This window comes from Thiobacter sp. AK1, from assembly GCF_039822265.1.
Lineage (GTDB): Bacteria > Pseudomonadota > Gammaproteobacteria > Burkholderiales > Thiobacteraceae > Thiobacter > Thiobacter aerophilum.
Map to the genome: position 1 here is coordinate 194,771 of NZ_JBAJEX010000003.1, position 18,623 is coordinate 213,393.

Annotated in this window: 15 protein-coding genes; 7 read left to right on the plus strand and 8 right to left on the minus strand. The window is 64.4% G+C overall.

Annotated features, from left to right (window positions below):
• Positions 1 to 39: 39 nt before the first annotated feature.
• The gene (gene hemE, locus V6E02_RS05870; RefSeq protein WP_347307844.1) at positions 40 to 1,098 is read left to right on the plus strand and encodes a uroporphyrinogen decarboxylase; all 1,059 of its coding nucleotides are present in this window, start codon (positions 40 to 42) and stop codon (positions 1,096 to 1,098) included.
• Between the two features lie 8 nt (positions 1,099 to 1,106).
• Here hemE and V6E02_RS05875 read toward each other — a convergent pair whose 3' ends face one another.
• A complete protein-coding gene (locus V6E02_RS05875) occupies positions 1,107 to 2,693 on the minus strand; it encodes a GGDEF domain-containing protein (RefSeq protein ID WP_347307845.1) in 1,587 nt (528 codons plus the stop codon).
• A gap of 333 nt (positions 2,694 to 3,026) precedes the next feature.
• Here V6E02_RS05875 and V6E02_RS05880 point away from each other — a divergent pair, with 333 nt between their 5' ends.
• From V6E02_RS05880 to V6E02_RS05905, 6 genes are all read left to right on the plus strand, one after another.
• Entirely contained in the window at positions 3,027 to 5,216 is a 2,190-nt protein-coding gene (locus tag V6E02_RS05880; protein ID WP_347307846.1) for a primosomal protein N', read from the plus strand.
• 43 nt (positions 5,217 to 5,259) lie between these two features.
• Entirely contained in the window at positions 5,260 to 6,984 is a 1,725-nt protein-coding gene (gene argS, locus V6E02_RS05885) for an arginine--tRNA ligase (protein ID WP_347307847.1), read from the plus strand.
• A gap of 34 nt (positions 6,985 to 7,018) precedes the next feature.
• Complete coding sequence (locus V6E02_RS05890) at positions 7,019 to 7,588, plus strand: SPOR domain-containing protein (protein WP_347307848.1); 570 nt, start codon at positions 7,019 to 7,021, stop codon at positions 7,586 to 7,588.
• Between the two features lie 42 nt (positions 7,589 to 7,630).
• Complete coding sequence (locus tag V6E02_RS05895; protein ID WP_347307849.1) at positions 7,631 to 8,284, plus strand: thiol:disulfide interchange protein DsbA/DsbL; 654 nt, start codon at positions 7,631 to 7,633, stop codon at positions 8,282 to 8,284.
• Between the two features lie 21 nt (positions 8,285 to 8,305).
• Entirely contained in the window at positions 8,306 to 8,956 is a 651-nt protein-coding gene (locus tag V6E02_RS05900) for a response regulator (protein ID WP_347307850.1), read from the plus strand.
• A gap of 328 nt (positions 8,957 to 9,284) precedes the next feature.
• On the plus strand, positions 9,285 to 10,919 hold the full coding sequence (locus V6E02_RS05905; RefSeq protein WP_347307851.1) for an acetolactate synthase large subunit: 1,635 nt from the start codon (positions 9,285 to 9,287) through the stop codon (positions 10,917 to 10,919).
• Positions 10,920 to 10,940: 21 nt separating this feature from the next.
• Here the strand turns inward: V6E02_RS05905 and V6E02_RS05910 are convergent, their stop codons facing one another.
• The 7 genes from V6E02_RS05910 to atpG all read right to left on the minus strand — a co-directional run bounded on the left by V6E02_RS05910 (position 10,941) and on the right by atpG (position 18,597).
• Positions 10,941 to 11,705, minus strand: a complete 765-nt coding sequence (locus V6E02_RS05910) for a ParA family protein (protein ID WP_347307852.1) — start codon at positions 11,703 to 11,705, stop codon at positions 10,941 to 10,943.
• Between the two features lie 222 nt (positions 11,706 to 11,927).
• Positions 11,928 to 12,263: an H-NS histone family protein gene (locus V6E02_RS05915; protein WP_347307853.1), complete on the minus strand. Its 336-nt coding sequence runs from the start codon at positions 12,261 to 12,263 to the stop codon at positions 11,928 to 11,930.
• 108 nt (positions 12,264 to 12,371) lie between these two features.
• The gene (gene glmS, locus V6E02_RS05920) at positions 12,372 to 14,198 is read right to left on the minus strand and encodes a glutamine--fructose-6-phosphate transaminase (isomerizing) (RefSeq protein ID WP_347307854.1); all 1,827 of its coding nucleotides are present in this window, start codon (positions 14,196 to 14,198) and stop codon (positions 12,372 to 12,374) included.
• 43 nt (positions 14,199 to 14,241) lie between these two features.
• Positions 14,242 to 15,612 carry a bifunctional UDP-N-acetylglucosamine diphosphorylase/glucosamine-1-phosphate N-acetyltransferase GlmU gene (gene glmU, locus V6E02_RS05925; protein ID WP_347307855.1) on the minus strand — a complete coding sequence of 457 codons (1,371 nt, stop codon included), beginning with the start codon at positions 15,610 to 15,612 and terminating at the stop codon, positions 14,242 to 14,244.
• Positions 15,613 to 15,721: 109 nt separating this feature from the next.
• Entirely contained in the window at positions 15,722 to 16,144 is a 423-nt protein-coding gene (locus tag V6E02_RS05930; protein ID WP_347307856.1) for a F0F1 ATP synthase subunit epsilon, read from the minus strand.
• A gap of 75 nt (positions 16,145 to 16,219) precedes the next feature.
• A complete protein-coding gene (gene atpD, locus V6E02_RS05935) occupies positions 16,220 to 17,599 on the minus strand; it encodes a F0F1 ATP synthase subunit beta (RefSeq protein ID WP_347307857.1) in 1,380 nt (459 codons plus the stop codon).
• 101 nt (positions 17,600 to 17,700) lie between these two features.
• On the minus strand, positions 17,701 to 18,597 hold the full coding sequence (atpG, locus tag V6E02_RS05940) for a F0F1 ATP synthase subunit gamma (RefSeq protein ID WP_347307858.1): 897 nt from the start codon (positions 18,595 to 18,597) through the stop codon (positions 17,701 to 17,703).
• Between the last annotated feature and the right edge of the window lie 26 nt (positions 18,598 to 18,623).

The window sequence follows — 18,623 nt, forward strand, 5'->3', positions numbered from 1 at the left end:
CGAGCGGCCCTCCCCACACAGAAGACGCCTGCCGCACACATGAAGCCTAAAAACGACACCTTCCTGCGCGCCTTGCTCAAAGAGCCCGTGCCCTATACGCCCATCTGGATCATGCGTCAGGCGGGACGCTATCTGCCGGAATACAACGAAACACGCGCCCGCGCGGGTTCCTTCCTCGACTTGTGCAAGAACCCGGACTTCTGCACGGAAGTGACCCTGCAGCCCATCGCGCGCTTCGGGCTGGACGCGGCCATACTGTTCTCCGACATCCTCACCATCCCGGATGCCATGGGACTGGGCCTGTATTTCGCGGAGGGCGAGGGCCCCAAGTTCGAACGGCCCCTGCGCGAGGAGTGGGAGATACGCGATCTAACCGCGCCCGATCCGGAAACCCATCTCGGCTATGTGCTGGATGCGGTGCGCCAAATCCGCAAGGCGCTGGCCAACGAGGTGCCACTAATCGGCTTTTCCGGCAGCCCGTTCACCCTGGCCTGCTACATGGTGGAAGGGGGTGGCTCCGATGATTTCCGCACCACCAAAACCATGCTCTACCGGCGGCCGGACTTGTTTCACCGAATCCTGCAAGTGAACACGCGTGCGGTCACCGACTACCTCAATGCCCAGATTCGTGCCGGTGCCCAGGCGGTGCAGATCTTCGATACCTGGGGCGGCATGCTGTCCTCACCCGCCTACGAAGAATTCTCCCTCGCCTATCTCCGGCAGGTGGTGGCCGGCCTCATCAAGGAACACGAAGGCGTGCGCGTGCCCTCCATCGTTTTCACCAAGGGCGGTGGCGTCTGGCTGGAGAAAATCGCCGCCATCGGCTGCGATGCGGTGGGTCTGGACTGGACCTGCGAAATCGGCGAGGCGCGCAAGCGGGTGGGCCATCGAGTGGCGCTGCAGGGCAACATGGATCCCATGGTCTTGTTCGCCGGACCCGAGGTGGTGCGCGAAGAAGCGCATCGCATCCTCAAGTCCTATGGGCAGGGATCGGGCCACGTGTTCAACCTGGGTCATGGCATCTCCCAGTTCACGCCGCCGGAGAGCGTGGCCGCGCTGGTGGACGCGGTGCATGACCTATCGCGGCCGTTTCATTGAGGGAAGCTTCACGCCAGCACGAGCCGGTTGCGCCCGCTGCGCTTGGCCTCGTAGAGGGCCTCGTCGGCGGCCTGGATTAGCGCGTCAGCGGTCTCATAGGTAGGAAAACCGGCGATGCCGCCGCTGGCGGTGGTTTGAAAGAAGCTATCGCGATAAGGATGGCGTACCCGCGCGAAATCTTCCCGGATGCGGTCCATGATGGTGAAGGCCTGCTGGGGCGTGGTGTGGGGCAGGGCGATGAGGAATTCCTCGCCCCCATAGCGGCACAACAGATCGCTGCGACGCAGCCGCTGTCGTAACAACCAGGACAGACTGCGGATCACCTGATCGCCTACGGGATGACCGTAGCGGTCATTGACCTGCTTGAAATGGTCGATGTCCAGCATCACCACCGACAGGCCAGTCTTCTCTGCCGGCAGGTTGGCCAGCAACACCTCCAGCGTGCTCTTGCCGCTCGTGTGGTTGAGCAGCCCGGTGAGACTGTCGTGGTGCATGGTGCGACGCATGGCCCGGTAGCGCTCGATCTGGGTGCGCACCAGCGCGTTGAGAAACACCGGATTGAAAGGCTTGGTGAGGAAATGGTCGCCGCCCAGACGCATGGCATCCACCTGCAGCGCCACGTTGGTCTCCGCCGACAGATAGACGATGGGCACGCTCAAAAACTGCGGATGCTGCCGGATCATGCGCGAAAGCTCCACGCCGGTGCACCCTGGCATGTACATGTCCATCAGCACCAGGTCCGGATTGAAGCGCCTGAGGGCGGGCAAGGTCTCGCGTGGATCCTGCACGATCTCGCAGGCGATCGCGTTTTCCGCCAGGGTGCGGCGGATGAGCTCACCCGCGGTCCGGGAGTCCTCGACTATCAGCACACGCCCGGCTTCCGGCTCCTCCCGTTGGCGTAGCTCCAGGATGCGCTCCACGAGGACATAGAGCGGCGTGCCTTCCAGCAAGCAATGATCGGCGCCGCCCGCCAGGGCTGCGTGCAGTTCTTCGAAATCGGAGCGCACCTCCAGGCAGAGGATCCGGCTTCCCGGCTGGCTCGCCCGCAGCTGCGCCAGGCGCGCGCGCCATTCCGGCAGGGGCAGGCTACGCAAGTCCACAAGCAGGAGGGATGCCCCCGTCTCCGGCAGGTCATCGTCCCAGCGTAGGAAACGCAGGGGGCTGCCGAAATGGGCGAGCTGCTCCATCAACGCGCACCAGCGTTCCGACGCGTGGCCAATCAGCCAGTCTTGGGGCGCCGCTGCGGGGACATCCCCACTGGTGAGCCCCTGGCGGCGCTCCGGCCGTCCGGCCGCCGCCTTGACCTGGGCTTCCACTTGCGCGGTCAGGGCGGCCAGATGCCGCGCAAGCTCGGTCATGGCCGTCTCCGGCAAGGGATGGGCGACCCCCGGGTCGAATAAGGCAAGTACCGCCTGTTCCAGCTCGTGGGCGGCATGGCAGAGGGCGGTTGCCTGGCTGTGGCGCAGGAATTCGGCGAAACTGTTGACCCCCACCGCGAGTTCCACGAAGCGTTCCAGGCTGGGAACATCGCGATAGCGCCGCCAGGCTTCCTGAACGAGGCGAAGGCGGGACAGCAGGGCGGTGGGGGCAGGCACGGCTGGCGGCGAGGAAAATAGACCCTTATAGCCCGTTTCGACTACCACGTAAAGGCCTGAGCAACGCCCGCAAACGGGTTGGGCGGACGTTCCAGTCTTTACTTATGCACAGGTCCCTCGACCGCGCCCAATGGGCCTAGGTTCCGAGGGGCTTTATCAAGACCATGCCGCAAGGTACTGATGTGTAACTTTTTTGTGTCCACGGCATGGCTGCTGGCGCAGATCATGCTTGACGAGGGAATGCTTTTGCGCTCCAGCAGGCAAGACTATGCACAAAGTTATCCACAGACCGCGGCCCCGCTAGAATATGGCCTTCCCGTCCAGCCGAATCCGATGCCCATTGTCCGCGTCGCCCTCGACGTTCCCGTTTTTGCCCCCTTCGACTATCTCGCCCCGAGTGCCGAGCCCGGGGACGTGGGTCGCCTGGCAGTCGTGCCTTTCGGTCGCCGCACCCTGGTGGGGGTGATCGTGGCGCTGGCCGAAAAGGCCAGCGTCGAAGGCGTGCGCCTGAAACCCGTGAGCCGCATCCTGCGCGACCTGCCGCCCCTGCCCGGGGACGTGCTGGCCCTGGCGGCGTTCTGTTCCGACTATTACCACCATCCCCTCGGCCAGGTGCTGGCCACCTTGCTGCCTCAGCGTCTGCGCCGCAGCTCGCCAGTGCGGTTGACCGAACCCCTTTGGCGTCTCACCGAGGCGGGGTGGGCGGTGGACCCGGCCACCCTGCCGCCCCGCGCCGCACTGCGCCGCCGGCTACTCGCCGCCCTCCGGGTTGAAGGCAACTTGAGCCGGGAAGCCTTGCTCGCCCTGTCCCCCAGCGCCCCACAGGTGATCCGCGACTTTCTTGCCCGGGGCTGGGTGGAACGGGCCAATGCCCCCTTGCGGGTGCAAGCCCCGCCGCGCCCCTACCGCCCCGATACCCCACCGCCCCTCACTAGGGAACAGCAGGCGGCGCTAGATGCGGTGCGTGCCGGTGGCGCGGGCTTCGTCCCGTGGTTGCTGCTGGGCGTGACGGGAAGCGGCAAAACCGAGGTCTATGCTCACCTCATCGCCGACGCCCTCGCGCAGGGCAGGCAGGCATTGCTGCTCGTGCCCGAGATCAATCTCACGCCCCAGACCGAGGCACGCTTTCGGAGTCGCTTTCCCGAGGCCGTCATCGTCAGCCTGCACAGCCACCTGGCGGAAGGCGAGCGGCTGCGGCACTGGCTGCTGGCAGCGGAAGGCCGCGCCGACATCGTGCTCGGCACGCGGCTGGCGGTGTTCGCGCCCCTGCCCAAGCTGGGGCTGATCGTCGTGGACGAGGAACACGATGCTTCCTTCAAGCAGCAAGACGGCCTGCGCTACAGCGCCCGCGACCTGGCCGTGGTCCGTGCCCAGCAACGCGAGGTGCCCATCGTCCTGGGGTCGGCCACCCCGTCGCTGGAAAGCTGGCACAACGCCGTGAACGGCCGCTATCGCCTACTCACCCTGTCCACGCGCGCCGTGCAAGCGGCCCGTGCGCCGCGCCTGACCTTGATCGATTTGCGGCGGGAGCCGGTGACGGACGGTCTGACCGCGCCCCTGGTGCGTGCGCTCAAAGAGCGCCTCAAACGGGGCGAGCAAAGCTTGGTATTTGTCAATCGCCGCGGCTTTGCGCCGGCACTCGCCTGCCCCGCCTGCGGTTGGCTCGCCGGCTGCCCCCGCTGCGCGGCGAAGCTGGTGGTGCACCTGAGGGAAAAGCGCCTGCGTTGCCATCATTGCGGCCACGGGGCAGTCATCCCGCGCCAGTGTCCGGCCTGCGGCGCTTTCGAACTCACGCCACTGGGGCAAGGGACCCAGCGGCTGGAGCGGGCCCTACAACGTTTTCTGCCGCAAGCGCGCATCCTGCGCGTGGACCGCGACAGCACCCGGCGGCGCGACGCCCTGCCGGAAATGTTGCGCCAGGTGCAGGCAGGAGAGGTAGACGTCCTGGTGGGCACCCAGATGCTCACCAAGGGCCACGACTTCCCACGGCTGACCTTGGTGGGCATCGTGAATGCCGACAGCGGCCTGTATAGCGCCGACTTCCGCGCATCCGAGCGTTTGTTCGCGCAACTTCTGCAGGTATCAGGCCGCGCCGGCCGCGCCTGCGCCCATGGCGAGGTGCTGATCCAGACCGCCTTTCCCGGCCATCCCCTGTTCGCCGCGCTGGCTCATGGCAATTACCGGGAATTCGCCAATACCCTGCTCGCCGAGCGCGAAGCCTTGGGCCTGCCGCCCTTCACCTTCCAAGCGCTGCTACGCGCCGAGGCCCACCGCATGGAATCCACCCTGGATTTCCTGCGTAAGGCCCAAGCGCTGGCACCACGGCTGCCGGGGGTGGAGGTGTACGACCCGGTGCCGGCGCTGCTGCCGCGGTTGGCCGGCAAGGAACGGGCCCAGCTCTTGGTGGAATCCGCTTCGCGCGGTCTGCTCAAGCAATTCCTTTCCACCTGGCTGCCAGTACTCAGGAGGCACCAGGTGCGCAACGTGCGCTGGGCGCTGGACGTGGACCCCCTGGAACCCTGAATTCACCCTGCCGGCGGTATAATCGCCTTTTTCCTATTCCACCATGTCCCATCTCAAATCCCATCTCGTTGACCTGTTGTCCGATGCGCTACGGGTGGTCGCATCCGACACGCCCGTGGGCATCGAAGTCCTGCCCACGCGCCAGGCCACCCACGGAGACTTCGCCTGCAATGTGGCCATGCAGCTCGCGAAGGTGCTGGCGCGTAATCCGCGTGAGGTGGCGCGCGACATCGTCGATGCGCTGCCCTTATCGCCCTGGCTGGAGAAGGTGGAAATCGCCGGCGCAGGTTTCATCAATTTCTTTTTCAACCAGGCCGCCAAGCAGCGCATCGTGCCGCTGATCCTGGCGCGGGGCGAAGCTTTCGGCCGGGCCCAGCCCAAGGGGATCAAGGTGCAGGTGGAATTCGTCTCGGCCAATCCCACCGGTCCCCTGCACGTGGGTCATGGGCGGGGCGCCGCCTATGGCGCATCGCTCGCCAACGTGCTCGCCGCCGCGGGCTATGACGTAACCCGAGAGTTTTACGTGAACGACGCGGGCCGGCAGATGGACATCTTGGCGCTCTCCACTTGGCTACGCTATCTGGAGCTCAACGGTATCAACGTTCCGTTTCCGCCAAATGCCTACCAGGGTGAATACGTGCGCGACATGGCGCGCGTGATCTACGCCCAGCATGGCGACCGTTACGTGCACGAGCCCTGGCACGTGCTGGACGGCGCCCCCTCGGCGGAAGCGGATCCGGAGGGCCATCTGGATCAACTGATCGCTAACGCCAAAAAGCTTTTGGGCGAGGATTATGCCTACGTGCACGACCTGGCTCTCACCGAGCAGCTGGGTGACTGCCGTAACGATCTCACCGAGTTTGGGGTGGTGTTCGACAACTGGTTCTCGGAGAAATCTCTTTATGAAAGTGGCCTGGTAGCGCGCGCCATCGAGCTTTTGCAAAGCCGGGGCCATCTCTACCGTCAGGACGGTGCGCTGTGGTTCCGTTCCACCGCCTTCGGCGACGAGAAGGACCGCGTGGTGCAGCGGGAAAATGGCCAGTACACCTATTTCGCGTCCGACATCGCCTACCACCTCAATAAGTTCGAGCGCGGCTTCGATCGCGTGATAGACGTCTGGGGCGCCGACCATCACGGCTATGTGGCGCGAGTGAAGGGCGCGCTAACCGCGCTCGGGTTGGATGCCGAACGCCTCACCGTGGCCCTGGTACAGTTCGCGGTGCTCTATCGCGGCAAAGAGAGGGTGCCCATGTCCACCCGCGCGGGCGAATTCGTCACGCTGCGCCAACTGCGCAACGAAGTGGGCAATGATGCCGCGCGGTTCTTCTACGTGCTGCGCAAGTCGGACCAGCATCTGGATTTCGATCTGGAGCTCGCCAAGGCGCAGAGCAACGAAAACCCCGTCTATTACATCCAGTACGCCCACGCCCGCGCGGTGAGCGTGCTCACTCGCTGGGGAGGCGATCTGGCGCTGCTTAGCGATGCCGACGTCTCACGGCTGACAAGCACCCACGAGTTGGCACTCGCCAAACGGCTGGACGCTTATCCGGAAACGGTGGAAACTGCTGCGCGCGAGCTTGCTCCCCATCACATCGCCTACTATCTGCGCGATCTCGCAGGCGATTTCCACACCTACTACAATGCCGAACAGTTCCTGGTCGAAGACGAAGCGGTTCGGCTCGCACGCCTCGCCCTGGTGGCCGCGGCACGCCAGGTTTTCGCCAATGGGCTTGGACTGCTGGGTGTGTCGGCGCCGGCAAAGATGTGAGCCGTCCACCCCTTCTGAGGAAATTCGACGAGCCATGAACAAAGATTACAAACCCCGCAGCGCGCCCCGCTCCGGCGCGGGCAACCCGATGCTGACTGGCATCCTGATCGGCATCTTTATCGGCCTGGGTGCCGCCATCGCCGTGGCCTGGTATGTGCCATCGCTCACGCGCGGCTTCCGCCAGCCGGAAGCGCCCCCCGCCGCCAAACCGGAACCGGCCAAGCCCCCAGCAGAGGCCCAAACCAAGGCCGATGCGGACAACCGCAAACCCCGGTTCGATTTCTACAACATCCTGCCCGGCACGGAAGAACCGGTGACCGACCAGGAGGGGAAACAACCCGTACCCGGCACCCAGGAGCAGCTCTTCCTGCAGGCCGGTGCCTTCCAGAACCAGAGCGATGCCGATAACCTCAAGGCGCGTCTTGCCCTGATGGGCGTGGAGGCCACGGTACAGAGCACCGAACTGCCCGACAAAGGCGTGTGGCATCGGGTACGCATCGGGCCCTTTACCAGCCTGGACGAAATGTCCCAGGTGCGAGCCACCCTGGCGCAAAATGGCATCCAGGCCACCTTGGTGAAGGTGAAGGAAGCAGTGGCCCGCTAATCCCCCGTTTCAGATTCGACCCCCCGAGGAGCCGAGCCCGCCATGACCGATCGCCGCCAATTCTTGAACCTCGCCGCCGCTTCTGCGGCGCTTGCTTGTCTTCCTGCCGGCGTTGCGCGCGCCACCTTGGTGGCAGGACGTGACTATGCATTGGTGGAATTCCCCCAGCCCACCCTGGACCCGAAGCGGGTGGAAGTGCTGGAGTTCTTCTTTTACGGCTGCCCCCACTGCTTCGAGCTGGAGCCGCTAATCAACCGCTGGCTTAAAACTCTCCCGCGTCATGCCTACTTTCGGCGCCTGCCTGCCATATTCAATGACGCGTGGGTGCCGTTGGCCAAGGCCTACTTCGCCGCGGAAGCGCTCGGCGTGGTGGAAAAGCTCCACGGTGACCTGTTCAACGCCATCCACCTGCAGGGCATCAACCTCAACAATCGGGACACACTGCTGCGTTTCGTGGCCCAAAGGGGGATCGATGCTGCGAAATTCGGCGCCGCCTACGACGCCTTCGGCGTGCAGGCCAAGGTACAGCAGGCGCGGGACCTCACCAGCGCTTACGGCATCGAGGGCGTGCCTAGCATGATCGTGGACGGAAAATACCGCACTTCCAGCAGCATGACGGGCAGTCACGAGAAACTCTTTCCGGTGCTCAACGAACTCATCGCTCTCGCCTGGCGACAACACGCGGCGCAGCGATGAGATGGCTCTGAGGCGCGCCCCATGACCATCCGCGTGATCCTGGTAGACGACCATCCCCTGTTCCGCAAGGGCCTGGAGCATCTATTCGCCAACCAGCCCGACGTGGCCATCACCGGACAATTCGCCACCCTGGCCGATGCGCGCCAGTGGCTGGAACAGGGCGGCCAGGCGGACGTGGCCTTGCTTGACCGCGGACTGCCCGATGGCGATGGCCTCTCCCTGGTGAGCGAGTTCAAGCGGGCTGGCCTGCGCGTGGTAATGCTCACCATCGCCGACGAAGATCACGAGATCCGTGACGCCATTGAGCGGGGCGTCGATGGCTACATCCTCAAATCCAGCGAACCGGAGCAGATCCTGCAAGCCATCCGCTCCGTGCATGCCGGTCACAGCATGCTGCCCGCCCACATCATGCAAAAAATGGCGCGCGGCGAACTGACCCAGAAAGTATTCGACAAGCTCTCCCAGCGCGAGCTGGAAATTGTCACCTATGTCGCGCGCGGCATGAGCAACCGCGCCATCGGCGAGGCGCTGGGCCTGTCAGAAAACACCGTGCGCAACCATCTGCGCAGCATCCTGGACAAGCTGGGCCTGGCCAACCGGGTGCAGGTGGCCACCCTGGCCCTGGAGCAGGGCCTCGTGCGCCGCCGCGAAGGCGGCAAACCGCCGAGTTGACCCATCCCTCCGGATGCGCCGGCTGGCGCCGCGGCGCCAGCCCTATTGGCTCACCTCACCCCGTGCGCCAGCGGCCATGCGCGCTTCCCTGGCGCACCTTCCCCGGCCGACGGGCCGAAGGCCCGGGGCGGCGGGCCCTCTGGCCCCCGCCGGCGTGGTCGGAAAAGACTAGACATCCGTGGTTTTTGTGTTATATTGGCAGCGCAAGTGTGATGCTTGTTTCTGTTCAACTAGTGCTTTCCGCCCCGACTCCCATCGGGGCTTTTTTTTGCCTCAGGCCCGACCGCCGCGGTGCTATGCTCGGTCAGGTGCGAAAGGAGGCTAAACCATGAAAGCGGCGGAGCTGCTGGTACGCTGCCTGGAGGAGGAGGGCGTTCGCTTCATCTACGGCGTGCCCGGGGAGGAGAACCTCGACGTGATGGATGCCCTGCTGGGCTCGTCCATTCGTTTCATCACCACCCGTCACGAGCAAGGAGCAGCCTTCATGGCAGACGTGGAGGGGCGCCTGACCGGGCGGCCGGGCGTGTGTTTGTCCACCCTCGGCCCCGGCGCCACCAATCTGGTCACCGGTGTGGCAGATGCCAATCTGGACCACGCCCCAGTGGTGGCCATCGCGGGACAGGCAGCCACCAGCCGCCTGCACAAGGAGTCCCACCAGGTGTTGGACCTGGTCAATCTGTTCCAGCCCATCACCAAGTACGCCACCCAAATCCTCAATCCGGAGATCATCCCGGAAGTCGTGCGCAAGGCTTTCAAGACCGCGAGCAGCGCCAAGCAGGGCGCTTGCTTCATCGAGTTCCCGGAAAACATCGCCCACATCGCAGACCTGGAGGCGCAACCGCTGCGGCCGGTGCCGGTGACGCTGCCCCATCCCGCACCGGAACGGGTGGCGGCGGTGGCCGAAGTGATCAGCCAGGCCCAATTCCCCTTGATCCTCGCCGGCAATGGCGTGGTACGCGCGCGTTGCTGCGACGCGCTGGTGGCCTTCGCGGAGAAGTTGAACATTCCGGTGGTCACCACCTTCATGGCGAAGGGCGCCATCCCAGATTCCCATCGGCTGTCCCTGGGAACAGTGGGGCTACAGGCCCACGATTACGTTTCCTGCGGCTTCGATCGGGCCGACGTGATCATTTGTGTGGGCTATGACCTGGTGGAATATCCACCCCGCTTATGGCACCGTTCCGGCGACCGAAAGATCATCCACCTCGACACCCACCCCGCGGAGGTGGACGCCTTCTATCAGGTGACCGACGGCGCGCTGGGAGACTTCCGCGCCACCTTGGCCGCCGTGGCGGGACTGGCCCGGCCCTATCACGGCGCGCTGCATGAGCGCCTGCATGAGGCCATCCTGCGCGAGCTGCATGCCGATGACGACGACGTAGAGTTTCCGGTCAAGCCTCAGCGCATCGTCGCCGACCTGCGCCGGGCCTTGGCGCCGGAAGATATCGTGATCTGCGACGTGGGCGCCCACAAGCTGTGGATGGCGCGCATGTATCCCTGCGAACGACCCAATACCTGCGTCATCTCCAACGGTTTCGCCAGCATGGGTATCGCCGTGCCCGGTGCAGTGGCGGCCAAGCTCAACTTCCCGCAGCGCAAGGTGGTGGCTGTGACGGGGGATGCCGGCTTCCTGATGAATTCCCAGGAAATCGAGACCGCCATGCGCCTGGCCCTGCCGCTGGTGATCCTGATCTGGAACGACCAGGCCTATGGCCTCATCGAGTGGAAACAGCAGATCCAGTTCGGGCGCAGTGCCCACGTGCGCTTCACCAATCCGGATTTCGTGAAATATGCGCAAGCCTTCGGCGCGCGCGGTTTTCGCATCTCGCGCACAGAGGAGTTGCTGCCCGTGCTGCGCGAGGCGCTCGCGTGCGATACCGTAGCAATCATCGACTGCCCCGTGGACTATCGGGAAAACCTGCGCTTAACCCAGAAGCTGGGCGAGATGATCTGCCCCATCTGAGGCTCGGGGCGGCGCACCGGCTTAAGTGAAGAAACCCCTGTCCCATAACTCCAGGGTGAGGCGCATGTAGTCGCGCGCGCCTGGGCTTCCGGGCTGAAAAGCCAGCACGTCTTTACCGACCGTGGGGCTCGTGGCGAGTGCGACGTTTTCCACTACGCGGGTCTCGCACACCTCATCGCCGAAACGCTCGCGCAGCTTCTCATGGATCTCGAAAGCCAGCTTGCGCCGCGCGTCGAAGCGCGTCAGGACGATGCGCTTTTCGATGCGCCGCCCCAAGGGACCTTCCAGCGCACGCAGGGCAAGATCCAGCTTGCGCACCCCCTGGAAGGACAGGAAATCTGCCGACACCGGTACCAGCACCCGGTCCGCGGCGAGGATGGCATTCAGGGACAGCACACCCAGCATGGGACAGCAGTCGATCAGAATGGGCACGCCCTCGCGCGCGAGCTCCTCCTCGAGTCCCGCTTTGAGTCGGCGCGCGGCGCTGGCGCTACGCCCATTAAGCGCCTCGATCTTGGATAGCTCCATGTGGGCGGGAATGATGCGCACGCCGTTGGGTAGCTCGCGGGTGAGCTGGGCCAGCACTTTTTCCTCGCGGAAGAAAGCCGCAACAGAATCGGCACCAGTGATCTGGGCAAGCCCCACGGACAGGGTGAGATGAGCTTGGGGGTCGAGATCGATGGCGATGGGGTCCTTGCCCATGCGCGCGAGGGCGGCTGCGACATTGAGGGTGGTCGTGGTCTTGCCCACGCCCCCCTTCTGGTTGAATACGGCGATGACCGCCAAGAATCCCCTCCTGCGCCGAACCCTCTAGCAAGCGTGGCAACAGCAGTTTACAGGCTGCGGCCGCGGAAGCGGGCTTCCAGTCTGACCGCCCCTGCTCTCGCCCGCGCAGTAGAGCAAGTCCAGGGCCGTTTTCCGGGCCGCCCTTGCGCGGGGTCCACGGAAGGTGCCACGCACCGACCGAATACGCACTTTATCGCCACGAGCCACGGCTGCGGGTGGCGCTCAGAGCTTGAGGGCGTCCAGAGACTTTCCGGCAGCAAGCCAGGCCTGCACCCACTGCGGCTTGCGGCCGCGCCCACTCCAGGTTTGCTGGGGATTGTCCGGGTTGCGGTATTTCGCCGGGCCCTTGGTGCGCACAGGCGCCCGACGCCGCACGGGCTTGGCGCGGCCACGCCGGGTGCCCAAGAGCTCCTCCAGTTCAAACCCCCTTGCCGCTGCGATGGCGGCCAGTTCCTTGAGCGCCTTTTTCTTCTCGGCGGTGGCACGGCGTGCGATTTCCTTCTCCACACGACCCTTGAGCGATTTGAGCTCTTTCAGCGAAAGCGTCTTGAGATTCATTTTTCTCCTTTGCAGGATGGGGTCAGTGTTCTCGTTCATCTCGATGCCGCGGAGCGCCCCGCAGCGGGGCCATTGTACTCCTCAGAACGCGTGGCGCGACAGCCGTGCTCATTCCACGGTGACGGATTTCGCCAGGTTGCGTGGCTTGTCCACGTCGGTGCCTTTCTGCAGAGCGGCGTGGTAAGCGAGCAGTTGCACCGGAATGGCATGCACCACCGGGGAGAGCATGCCGGCATGACGCGGCGTGCGGATCACGTGCACCCCCTCGGACTCGGTGAAATGGCTGTCCAGATCGGCGAACACATAAAGCTCGCCGCCGCGGGCACGGACCTCCTGCATGTTGGACTTGAGCTTCTCCAGCAGGGCATCGTTGGGGGCGATCACCACGACTGGCATGTCAGCGTCTACCAGCGCTAATGGGCCATGCTTGAGCTCGCCCGCAGGGTAGGCCTCGGCGTGGATGTAGGAGATTTCTTTGAGCTTGAGGGCGCCTTCGAGGGCGATGGGATAGTGCAACCCGCGACCAAGGAACAGCGCATGTTGCTTGCTGGCGAAGCGCTCCGCCCAGACTTGGATCTGCGGCTCCAGGTTGAGGGCGTGCTGGACGCTGCCTGGCAACTGGCGCAGCGCTTCCAGGTAAGCGGCCTCCTGCTCGGCCGACAGGCGACCATTTAGTTTGGCCAATGTTGCGGTGAGCACGAACAGGGCGATGAGTTGCGTAGTGAACGCCTTGGTGGAGGCCACACCGATCTCCGCCCCGGCGCGAGTGTAAAACACCAGCCGGGACGCACGGGGTATGGCGCTTTCCTGGACGTTGCAGATGGAAAGGGTGAGTTCCTGGCCCAGGGATTTGGCGTATTTCAAGGCCTCCAGCGTGTCCAGTGTCTCGCCGGACTGGGAGATGGTCACAACCAACTGGTCGGGCCGCGCCACCACGGGGCGATAGCGGTATTCGCTGGCGATGTCCACCGCACACGGCAGGCCGGCGATGGCCTCCAGCCAGTAACGCGCCACCAAGCCCGCGTAGAAACTGGTGCCGCAGGCCAAGACCTGTACGCTTCTCGCCTGCGACAGCAAAGCCGCCGCGGGCACACCGTACAGCTCGGGCACGAAGCCGTGCTGAAGCACCGGCTCGATGGTATCGGCCAGCGCCTGCGGCTGCTCGTGGATCTCCTTCTGCATGAAGTGGCTGTAGGGCCCAAGCTCCAGAGAAGCGAGCGAGACGTCGCTCAAGTGGATGCGTGGCTTTACCAGGCGGCCGGCGCGATCATGGACTTCCACCCCGTCGCGACGCACGATGGCCACATCCCCCTCCTCCAGGTAGATCACCCGCCGCGTGCTGGCTAGCACGGCAGAAACATCAGAGGCAATGAAGTTCTCGCCATCGCCCAGGCCGATTAAGAGCGGGCAGCCCATGCGCGCCACCACCATTTCATCCGGCTCGTCCAAGGCCACCACGGCAATGGCATAGGCCCCGACCAGCTCTTCCACAGCGGCGCGGACTGCAGCGTAGAGATCGTGCTGCCGCTGATAGTGGTAGTGCACCAGATGGGCGATGACTTCGGTGTCGGTCTGGGATTCGAATTCGTAGCCGAGCAGGCGCAACGCTTCGCGCTTGGCTTCGTGATTTTCGATGATGCCGTTGTGCACCACCGCGATCAGATCGCGCGAGACGTGGGGATGGGCATTCGGCTCGGTGACACCCCCGTGGGTAGCCCAGCGGGTGTGGCCGATGCCGATTTCGCCGGCGAGCTTCAGCTCCCGCGCGGCGGCTTCCAGTTCTGCCACGCGCCCCACGCGGCGCACGCGGCGGATGCCGCCGTCGATGACAGCCACACCGGCAGAGTCGTAGCCCCGATATTCCAAACGGCGCAGGCCATCGATGAGCAGGGGAACGACGTTGCGCCGGGCAATGGCCCCTACGATGCCGCACATGGAGGGTCTCCCTCGGGGCCCGATGAGCGCCCCGTCTGTCGCTTCATTTCTTCTTCACCGGCCGCTGCCAGCCATCGACGGTGGTCTGTCTCACGCGCGACAAGGTGAGCTTGCCCGCGGGGGCATCGCGCGTGAGCGTGGTGCCAGCGCCTAGGGTCGCGCCCGCGCCCACGGTCACTGGCGCCACAAGTTGGCTATCGGAACCGATGAAGGCATCATCTTCGATCACAGTGCGATGCTTGTTGGCGCCATCGTAATTGCATGTGATGGTGCCGGCACCAATGTTCACCCGCCGGCCTACGCTCGCATCGCCCACGTAGCTTAAGTGGTTCACCTTGCTGCCCTCGCCGATCTCGCTGGCTTTGATTTCCACGAAATTGCCGACGTGGACGTGGTTAGCGAGACTCGTGCCAGGGCGGATGCGGGCGAAGGGGCCAATTCGGCACGCAGGGCCGAGCTGGGCGCCGTCGATGTGGCTAAAAGCCTGAATTTGCGTGTCTTCGGCGACGAGCACGTCTTTTAGCACGCAATGGGGACCCACCTGCACGCGGTCACCCAGGTGCACGCGGCCTTCGAACACGCAGTTGACATCGATGACGACATCCCGACCGCAGGTGAGCTCACCGCGGACGTCGATGCGGTCCACGTCGAGGATGTGGGTGCCCGCACCCGCCAGGGCCCGCGCCAGATTGCGCTGGTAGATGCGCTCCAGTTGCCCGAGCTGCAGCTTGCTATTGATGCCCAGCACCTCCCATTCGTGATGGGGATGCACGGTCTCGATGGGCAGACCTTCGGCCACCGCCATGGCGACGATGTCCGTAAGATAGTACTCACGCTGGGCATTGGCGTTGGACAGGCGGCCAAGCCAGTCGCCTAGTCGGACCGTGGGGGCGGCCAGGATGCCGGTGTTGATCTCGGTAATAGCCTTCTCGCGGGGGCTGGCGTCCTTCTGTTCGACGATGCGCAGCACCCGACCGTCGCCATCGCGCACGATGCGGCCATAGCCGGTGGGATCCTGGAAATGGGCGGTAAGCAGCGCCAGCCGCTCGGGCCCGGCGCGCTCCAGCAGCCGCCTCAAGGTCGTATCCGGGGTCAGCGGCACATCGCCATAGAGCACCAGCGTGATGCCTTCTTGCACCAGATGGGGCAGGGCCTGGGCCACGGCATGCCCAGTGCCCAGCTGCTCCGCTTGGCGTACCCAATGAATGTCCGAAGCGGGGAGGGCGGCCGGCACGGCCTCGCCGCCGTAGCCATAGACCACGCACAGGCGTGCAGGCGCCAGGCGGCGCGCGGTGTCCAGCACATGCTGAAGCAAGGGGCGGCCCGCCAGCGGGTGCAGTACCTTTGGGCGGTCGGAATACATGCGCGTGCCCTTGCCTGCGGCGAGCACGACGACGTTGACGGGAAAGCTCATCAAAGCGGCCAGAAAAGGAACCAGGCCGATTATAAACGCTGGCTTGCGGACGCAAGACGCGGAACGTAAAAAAGGCGGGCAAAGCCGCCCTGATGCAGCGAGGGAAGCGCTATTTGATCTTGCGCAACCGCTGGATGGCCGCCAGTTGCGCCACGGCCTCGGCCAACTCGGCCTGGGCCTTGGCGATCTCCATGGCCCCGGTACGGTTCTTCATGGCTTCCTCCGCAGCGCGCTTGGCTTCCAGGGCCTTGGCTTCGTCCAGATCTTTGCCGCGCACGGCGCTGTCCGAGAGCACCGTCACCACGTCGGGCTGCACTTCCAGGAGGCCGCCGTTGACCCAAATCAGCTCTTCCTCTTCCCTATCCGGCACCTTCACCCGCACCGAACCGGGCTTGAGCCGGGTGACTAGGGGCGCGTGGCGAGGATAGACGCCCAGCTCGCCCGCTTCTCCGGGGAGAATCACGAACTCGGCCGGACCAGAGTAGAGCAGCTGCTCCGCGCTCACCACATCCACATGTATCGTCATTGCCATACCTTTGTCTTCCCGTCGGGTCTTACCGTGTGGGGCGCAGGCGGCAAGGCGCCAGCGGCGACGCCGCCTTGCGCCTTACTGGATGGTCTTCGCCTTTTCGACGGCTTCCTCGATGGTGCCCACCATATAGAAGGCCTGTTCCGGCAAGTGATCGTATTCGCCGTTTACGATGGCCTTGAAGCCCTTGATCGTCTCCTTGAGAGGCACGTACTTGCCAGGCTGGCCGGTGAACACCTCCGCCACGAAGAAGGGCTGGGACAGGAAGCGCTGAATCTTGCGGGCGCGGGCCACCACCAGCTTGTCTTCTGGCGATAGTTCGTCCATGCCCAGGATGGCGATGATGTCACGCAGTTCCTTGTAGCGCTGCAGCGTGGCCTGCACCTGCCGCGCCACGGTGTAATGCTCCTCCCCCACCACCAGCGGGTCGAGCTGGCGCGAGGTGGAATCAAGCGGATCCACGGCGGGATAAATGCCCAGGGCGGCGATGTCGCGGGAGAGCACCACGGTCGCGTCCAGGTGGCCGAAGGTGGTGGCAGGCGAAGGGTCGGTCAGGTCGTCCGCCGGCACGTACACCGCCTGGATGGAGGTGATGGAACCCACCTTGGTGGAGGTGATGCGCTCCTGCAGCTTGCCCATTTCTTCCGCCAGCGTCGGCTGGTAACCCACTGCGGAAGGCATGCGGCCCAGCAGGGCCGACACCTCGGTACCGGCCAGGGTGTAACGATAGATGTTGTCGATGAACAAGAGCACGTCGCGGCCTTCGTCGCGGAAGTATTCGGCCATGGTCAGCCCCGTAAGCGCGACCCGCAGGCGGTTGCCGGGCGGCTCGTTCATCTGGCCATAGACCAGGGCCACCTTGTCCAGCACCCCGCCTTCCTTCATCTCGTGGTAGAAGTCGTTGCCCTCGCGGGTGCGCTCGCCCACGCCGGCGAATACGGAGTAACCGGAGTGCTCCACGGCGATGTTGCGGATCAGCTCCATCATGTTCACGGTCTTGCCCACGCCAGCGCCACCGAACAGACCGACCTTGCCCCCCTTGGCAAAGGGGCAAATCAGGTCGATCACCTTGATGCCGGTTTCCAACAGCTCGCGTGAGGCGGCCAACTCGTCGAACTTGGGTGCATGGCGGTGGATGGAGGCAGTCTGCTCCGCACCGATCGGGCCTTTCTCGTCGATGGGGCGGCCCAACACATCCATGATGCGGCCCAGAGTCTTGGGCCCGACGGGCACCGAAATGGGGGCACCGGTGGACTCCACCTTGAGGCCGCGGCGCAGGCCATCCGTGGAGCCCAAGGCGATGGTGCGCACCACGCCGTCACCCAGCTGCTGCTGCACCTCCAAGGTGAGATCGGTGCCAGCGACTTTCAGCGCATCGTAAACCTTGGGCATCGAGGCGCGATCGAACTGTACGTCAATCACCGCGCCGATACACTGAACGATTGTTCCTTGGCTCATGGTCGTTTCCTAGATAGTCAGATTCAAAATCTTTCGTCTTGCAAAGCCCCGGCGGTGAGCAGAGCGCACGTGGCGGTTTGCGTGTTCCATCGCCTGTGGCGTCACACCGCCGATGCGCCGCCGACGATCTCCGAGAGTTCCTTGGTGATGGCCGCCTGGCGCGTCTTGTTGTACACCAGGGTGAGTTCGTCGATCAGGTTGCCGGCATTGTCGCTGGCGGCCTTCATCGCCACCATGCGCGCGCTTTGCTCGGAGGCCATGTGTTCCGCCACCGCCTGATAGACGGTGTATTCCACGTAGCGCTTGAGCAGGGTGTCGATCACCACTTTGGCTTCGGGCTCGTAGATATAATCCCAGTGGTGCTCGAAGATGCCGCGATCCTCGCCGCCCTCGATGCGCGACAGCTGGTCCGGCTGATCGACGATGGGAGCGAGCTGAAGCAGCACCGGCTCCTGCTTCATGGTATTGACGAAGACCGTGGAGCAGAGGTGGATTTCATCGATCTCACCCGCCATGTACTTGTCCAGCATCACCGTCACCGGCGGCAGGAGCTTGTCCATGTGGGGCGTATCGCCCATATGGGTGAGATAGGACACCACATTGGCATTCATGCGCTGCATGAAGCCGAAGCCCTTGTTGCCGATGGCGCATACCTGCACCCGCTTACCCTGGCCGTCCCATTCGCGCATCTTCGCCAGCGCGACCCGCAGCACGTTGGTGTTGAGGCCGCCGCACAGGCCCTTGTCCGAGGTGACCACGATCAAGCCCACTGCCTTCACCTGTTCCCGCTTTTGCAGCAAGGGATGGCGATACTCGGTGCGGGCATAGCTCATGCGCCGCATCACGGCGCGGATTTTGGCACCGTAGGGGCGCGCGGCGCGCATGCGTTCTTGCGCCTTGCGCATCTTGGAGGCGGCCACCATTTCCATGGCCTTGGTGATCTTGCGCGTGTTCTTGACGCTGTTGATCTTGGCACGAATCTCGCGGCTGCTAGCCATTGTGTTTCCTCAAGCAGTGAAGGCAG

Excerpts from the sequence above, each read along its gene's own strand:
- hemE (WP_347307844.1), top strand. The coding sequence starts at position 40 with ATGAAGCCTAAAAACGACACCTTCCTGCGCGCCTTGCTCAAAGAGCCC.
- V6E02_RS05880 (WP_347307846.1), top strand. The coding sequence starts at position 3,027 with ATGCCCATTGTCCGCGTCGCCCTCGACGTTCCCGTTTTTGCCCCCTTC.
- argS (WP_347307847.1), top strand. The coding sequence starts at position 5,260 with ATGTCCCATCTCAAATCCCATCTCGTTGACCTGTTGTCCGATGCGCTA.
- V6E02_RS05890 (WP_347307848.1), top strand. The coding sequence starts at position 7,019 with ATGAACAAAGATTACAAACCCCGCAGCGCGCCCCGCTCCGGCGCGGGC.
- V6E02_RS05895 (WP_347307849.1), top strand. The coding sequence starts at position 7,631 with ATGACCGATCGCCGCCAATTCTTGAACCTCGCCGCCGCTTCTGCGGCG.
- V6E02_RS05900 (WP_347307850.1), top strand. The coding sequence starts at position 8,306 with ATGACCATCCGCGTGATCCTGGTAGACGACCATCCCCTGTTCCGCAAG.
- V6E02_RS05905 (WP_347307851.1), top strand. The coding sequence starts at position 9,285 with ATGAAAGCGGCGGAGCTGCTGGTACGCTGCCTGGAGGAGGAGGGCGTT.
- V6E02_RS05915 (WP_347307853.1), bottom strand. The coding sequence starts at position 12,263 with ATGAATCTCAAGACGCTTTCGCTGAAAGAGCTCAAATCGCTCAAGGGT.
- glmS (WP_347307854.1), bottom strand. The coding sequence starts at position 14,198 with ATGTGCGGCATCGTAGGGGCCATTGCCCGGCGCAACGTCGTTCCCCTG.
- glmU (WP_347307855.1), bottom strand. The coding sequence starts at position 15,612 with ATGAGCTTTCCCGTCAACGTCGTCGTGCTCGCCGCAGGCAAGGGCACG.
- V6E02_RS05930 (WP_347307856.1), bottom strand. The coding sequence starts at position 16,144 with ATGGCAATGACGATACATGTGGATGTGGTGAGCGCGGAGCAGCTGCTC.
- atpD (WP_347307857.1), bottom strand. The coding sequence starts at position 17,599 with ATGAGCCAAGGAACAATCGTTCAGTGTATCGGCGCGGTGATTGACGTA.
- atpG (WP_347307858.1), bottom strand. The coding sequence starts at position 18,597 with ATGGCTAGCAGCCGCGAGATTCGTGCCAAGATCAACAGCGTCAAGAAC.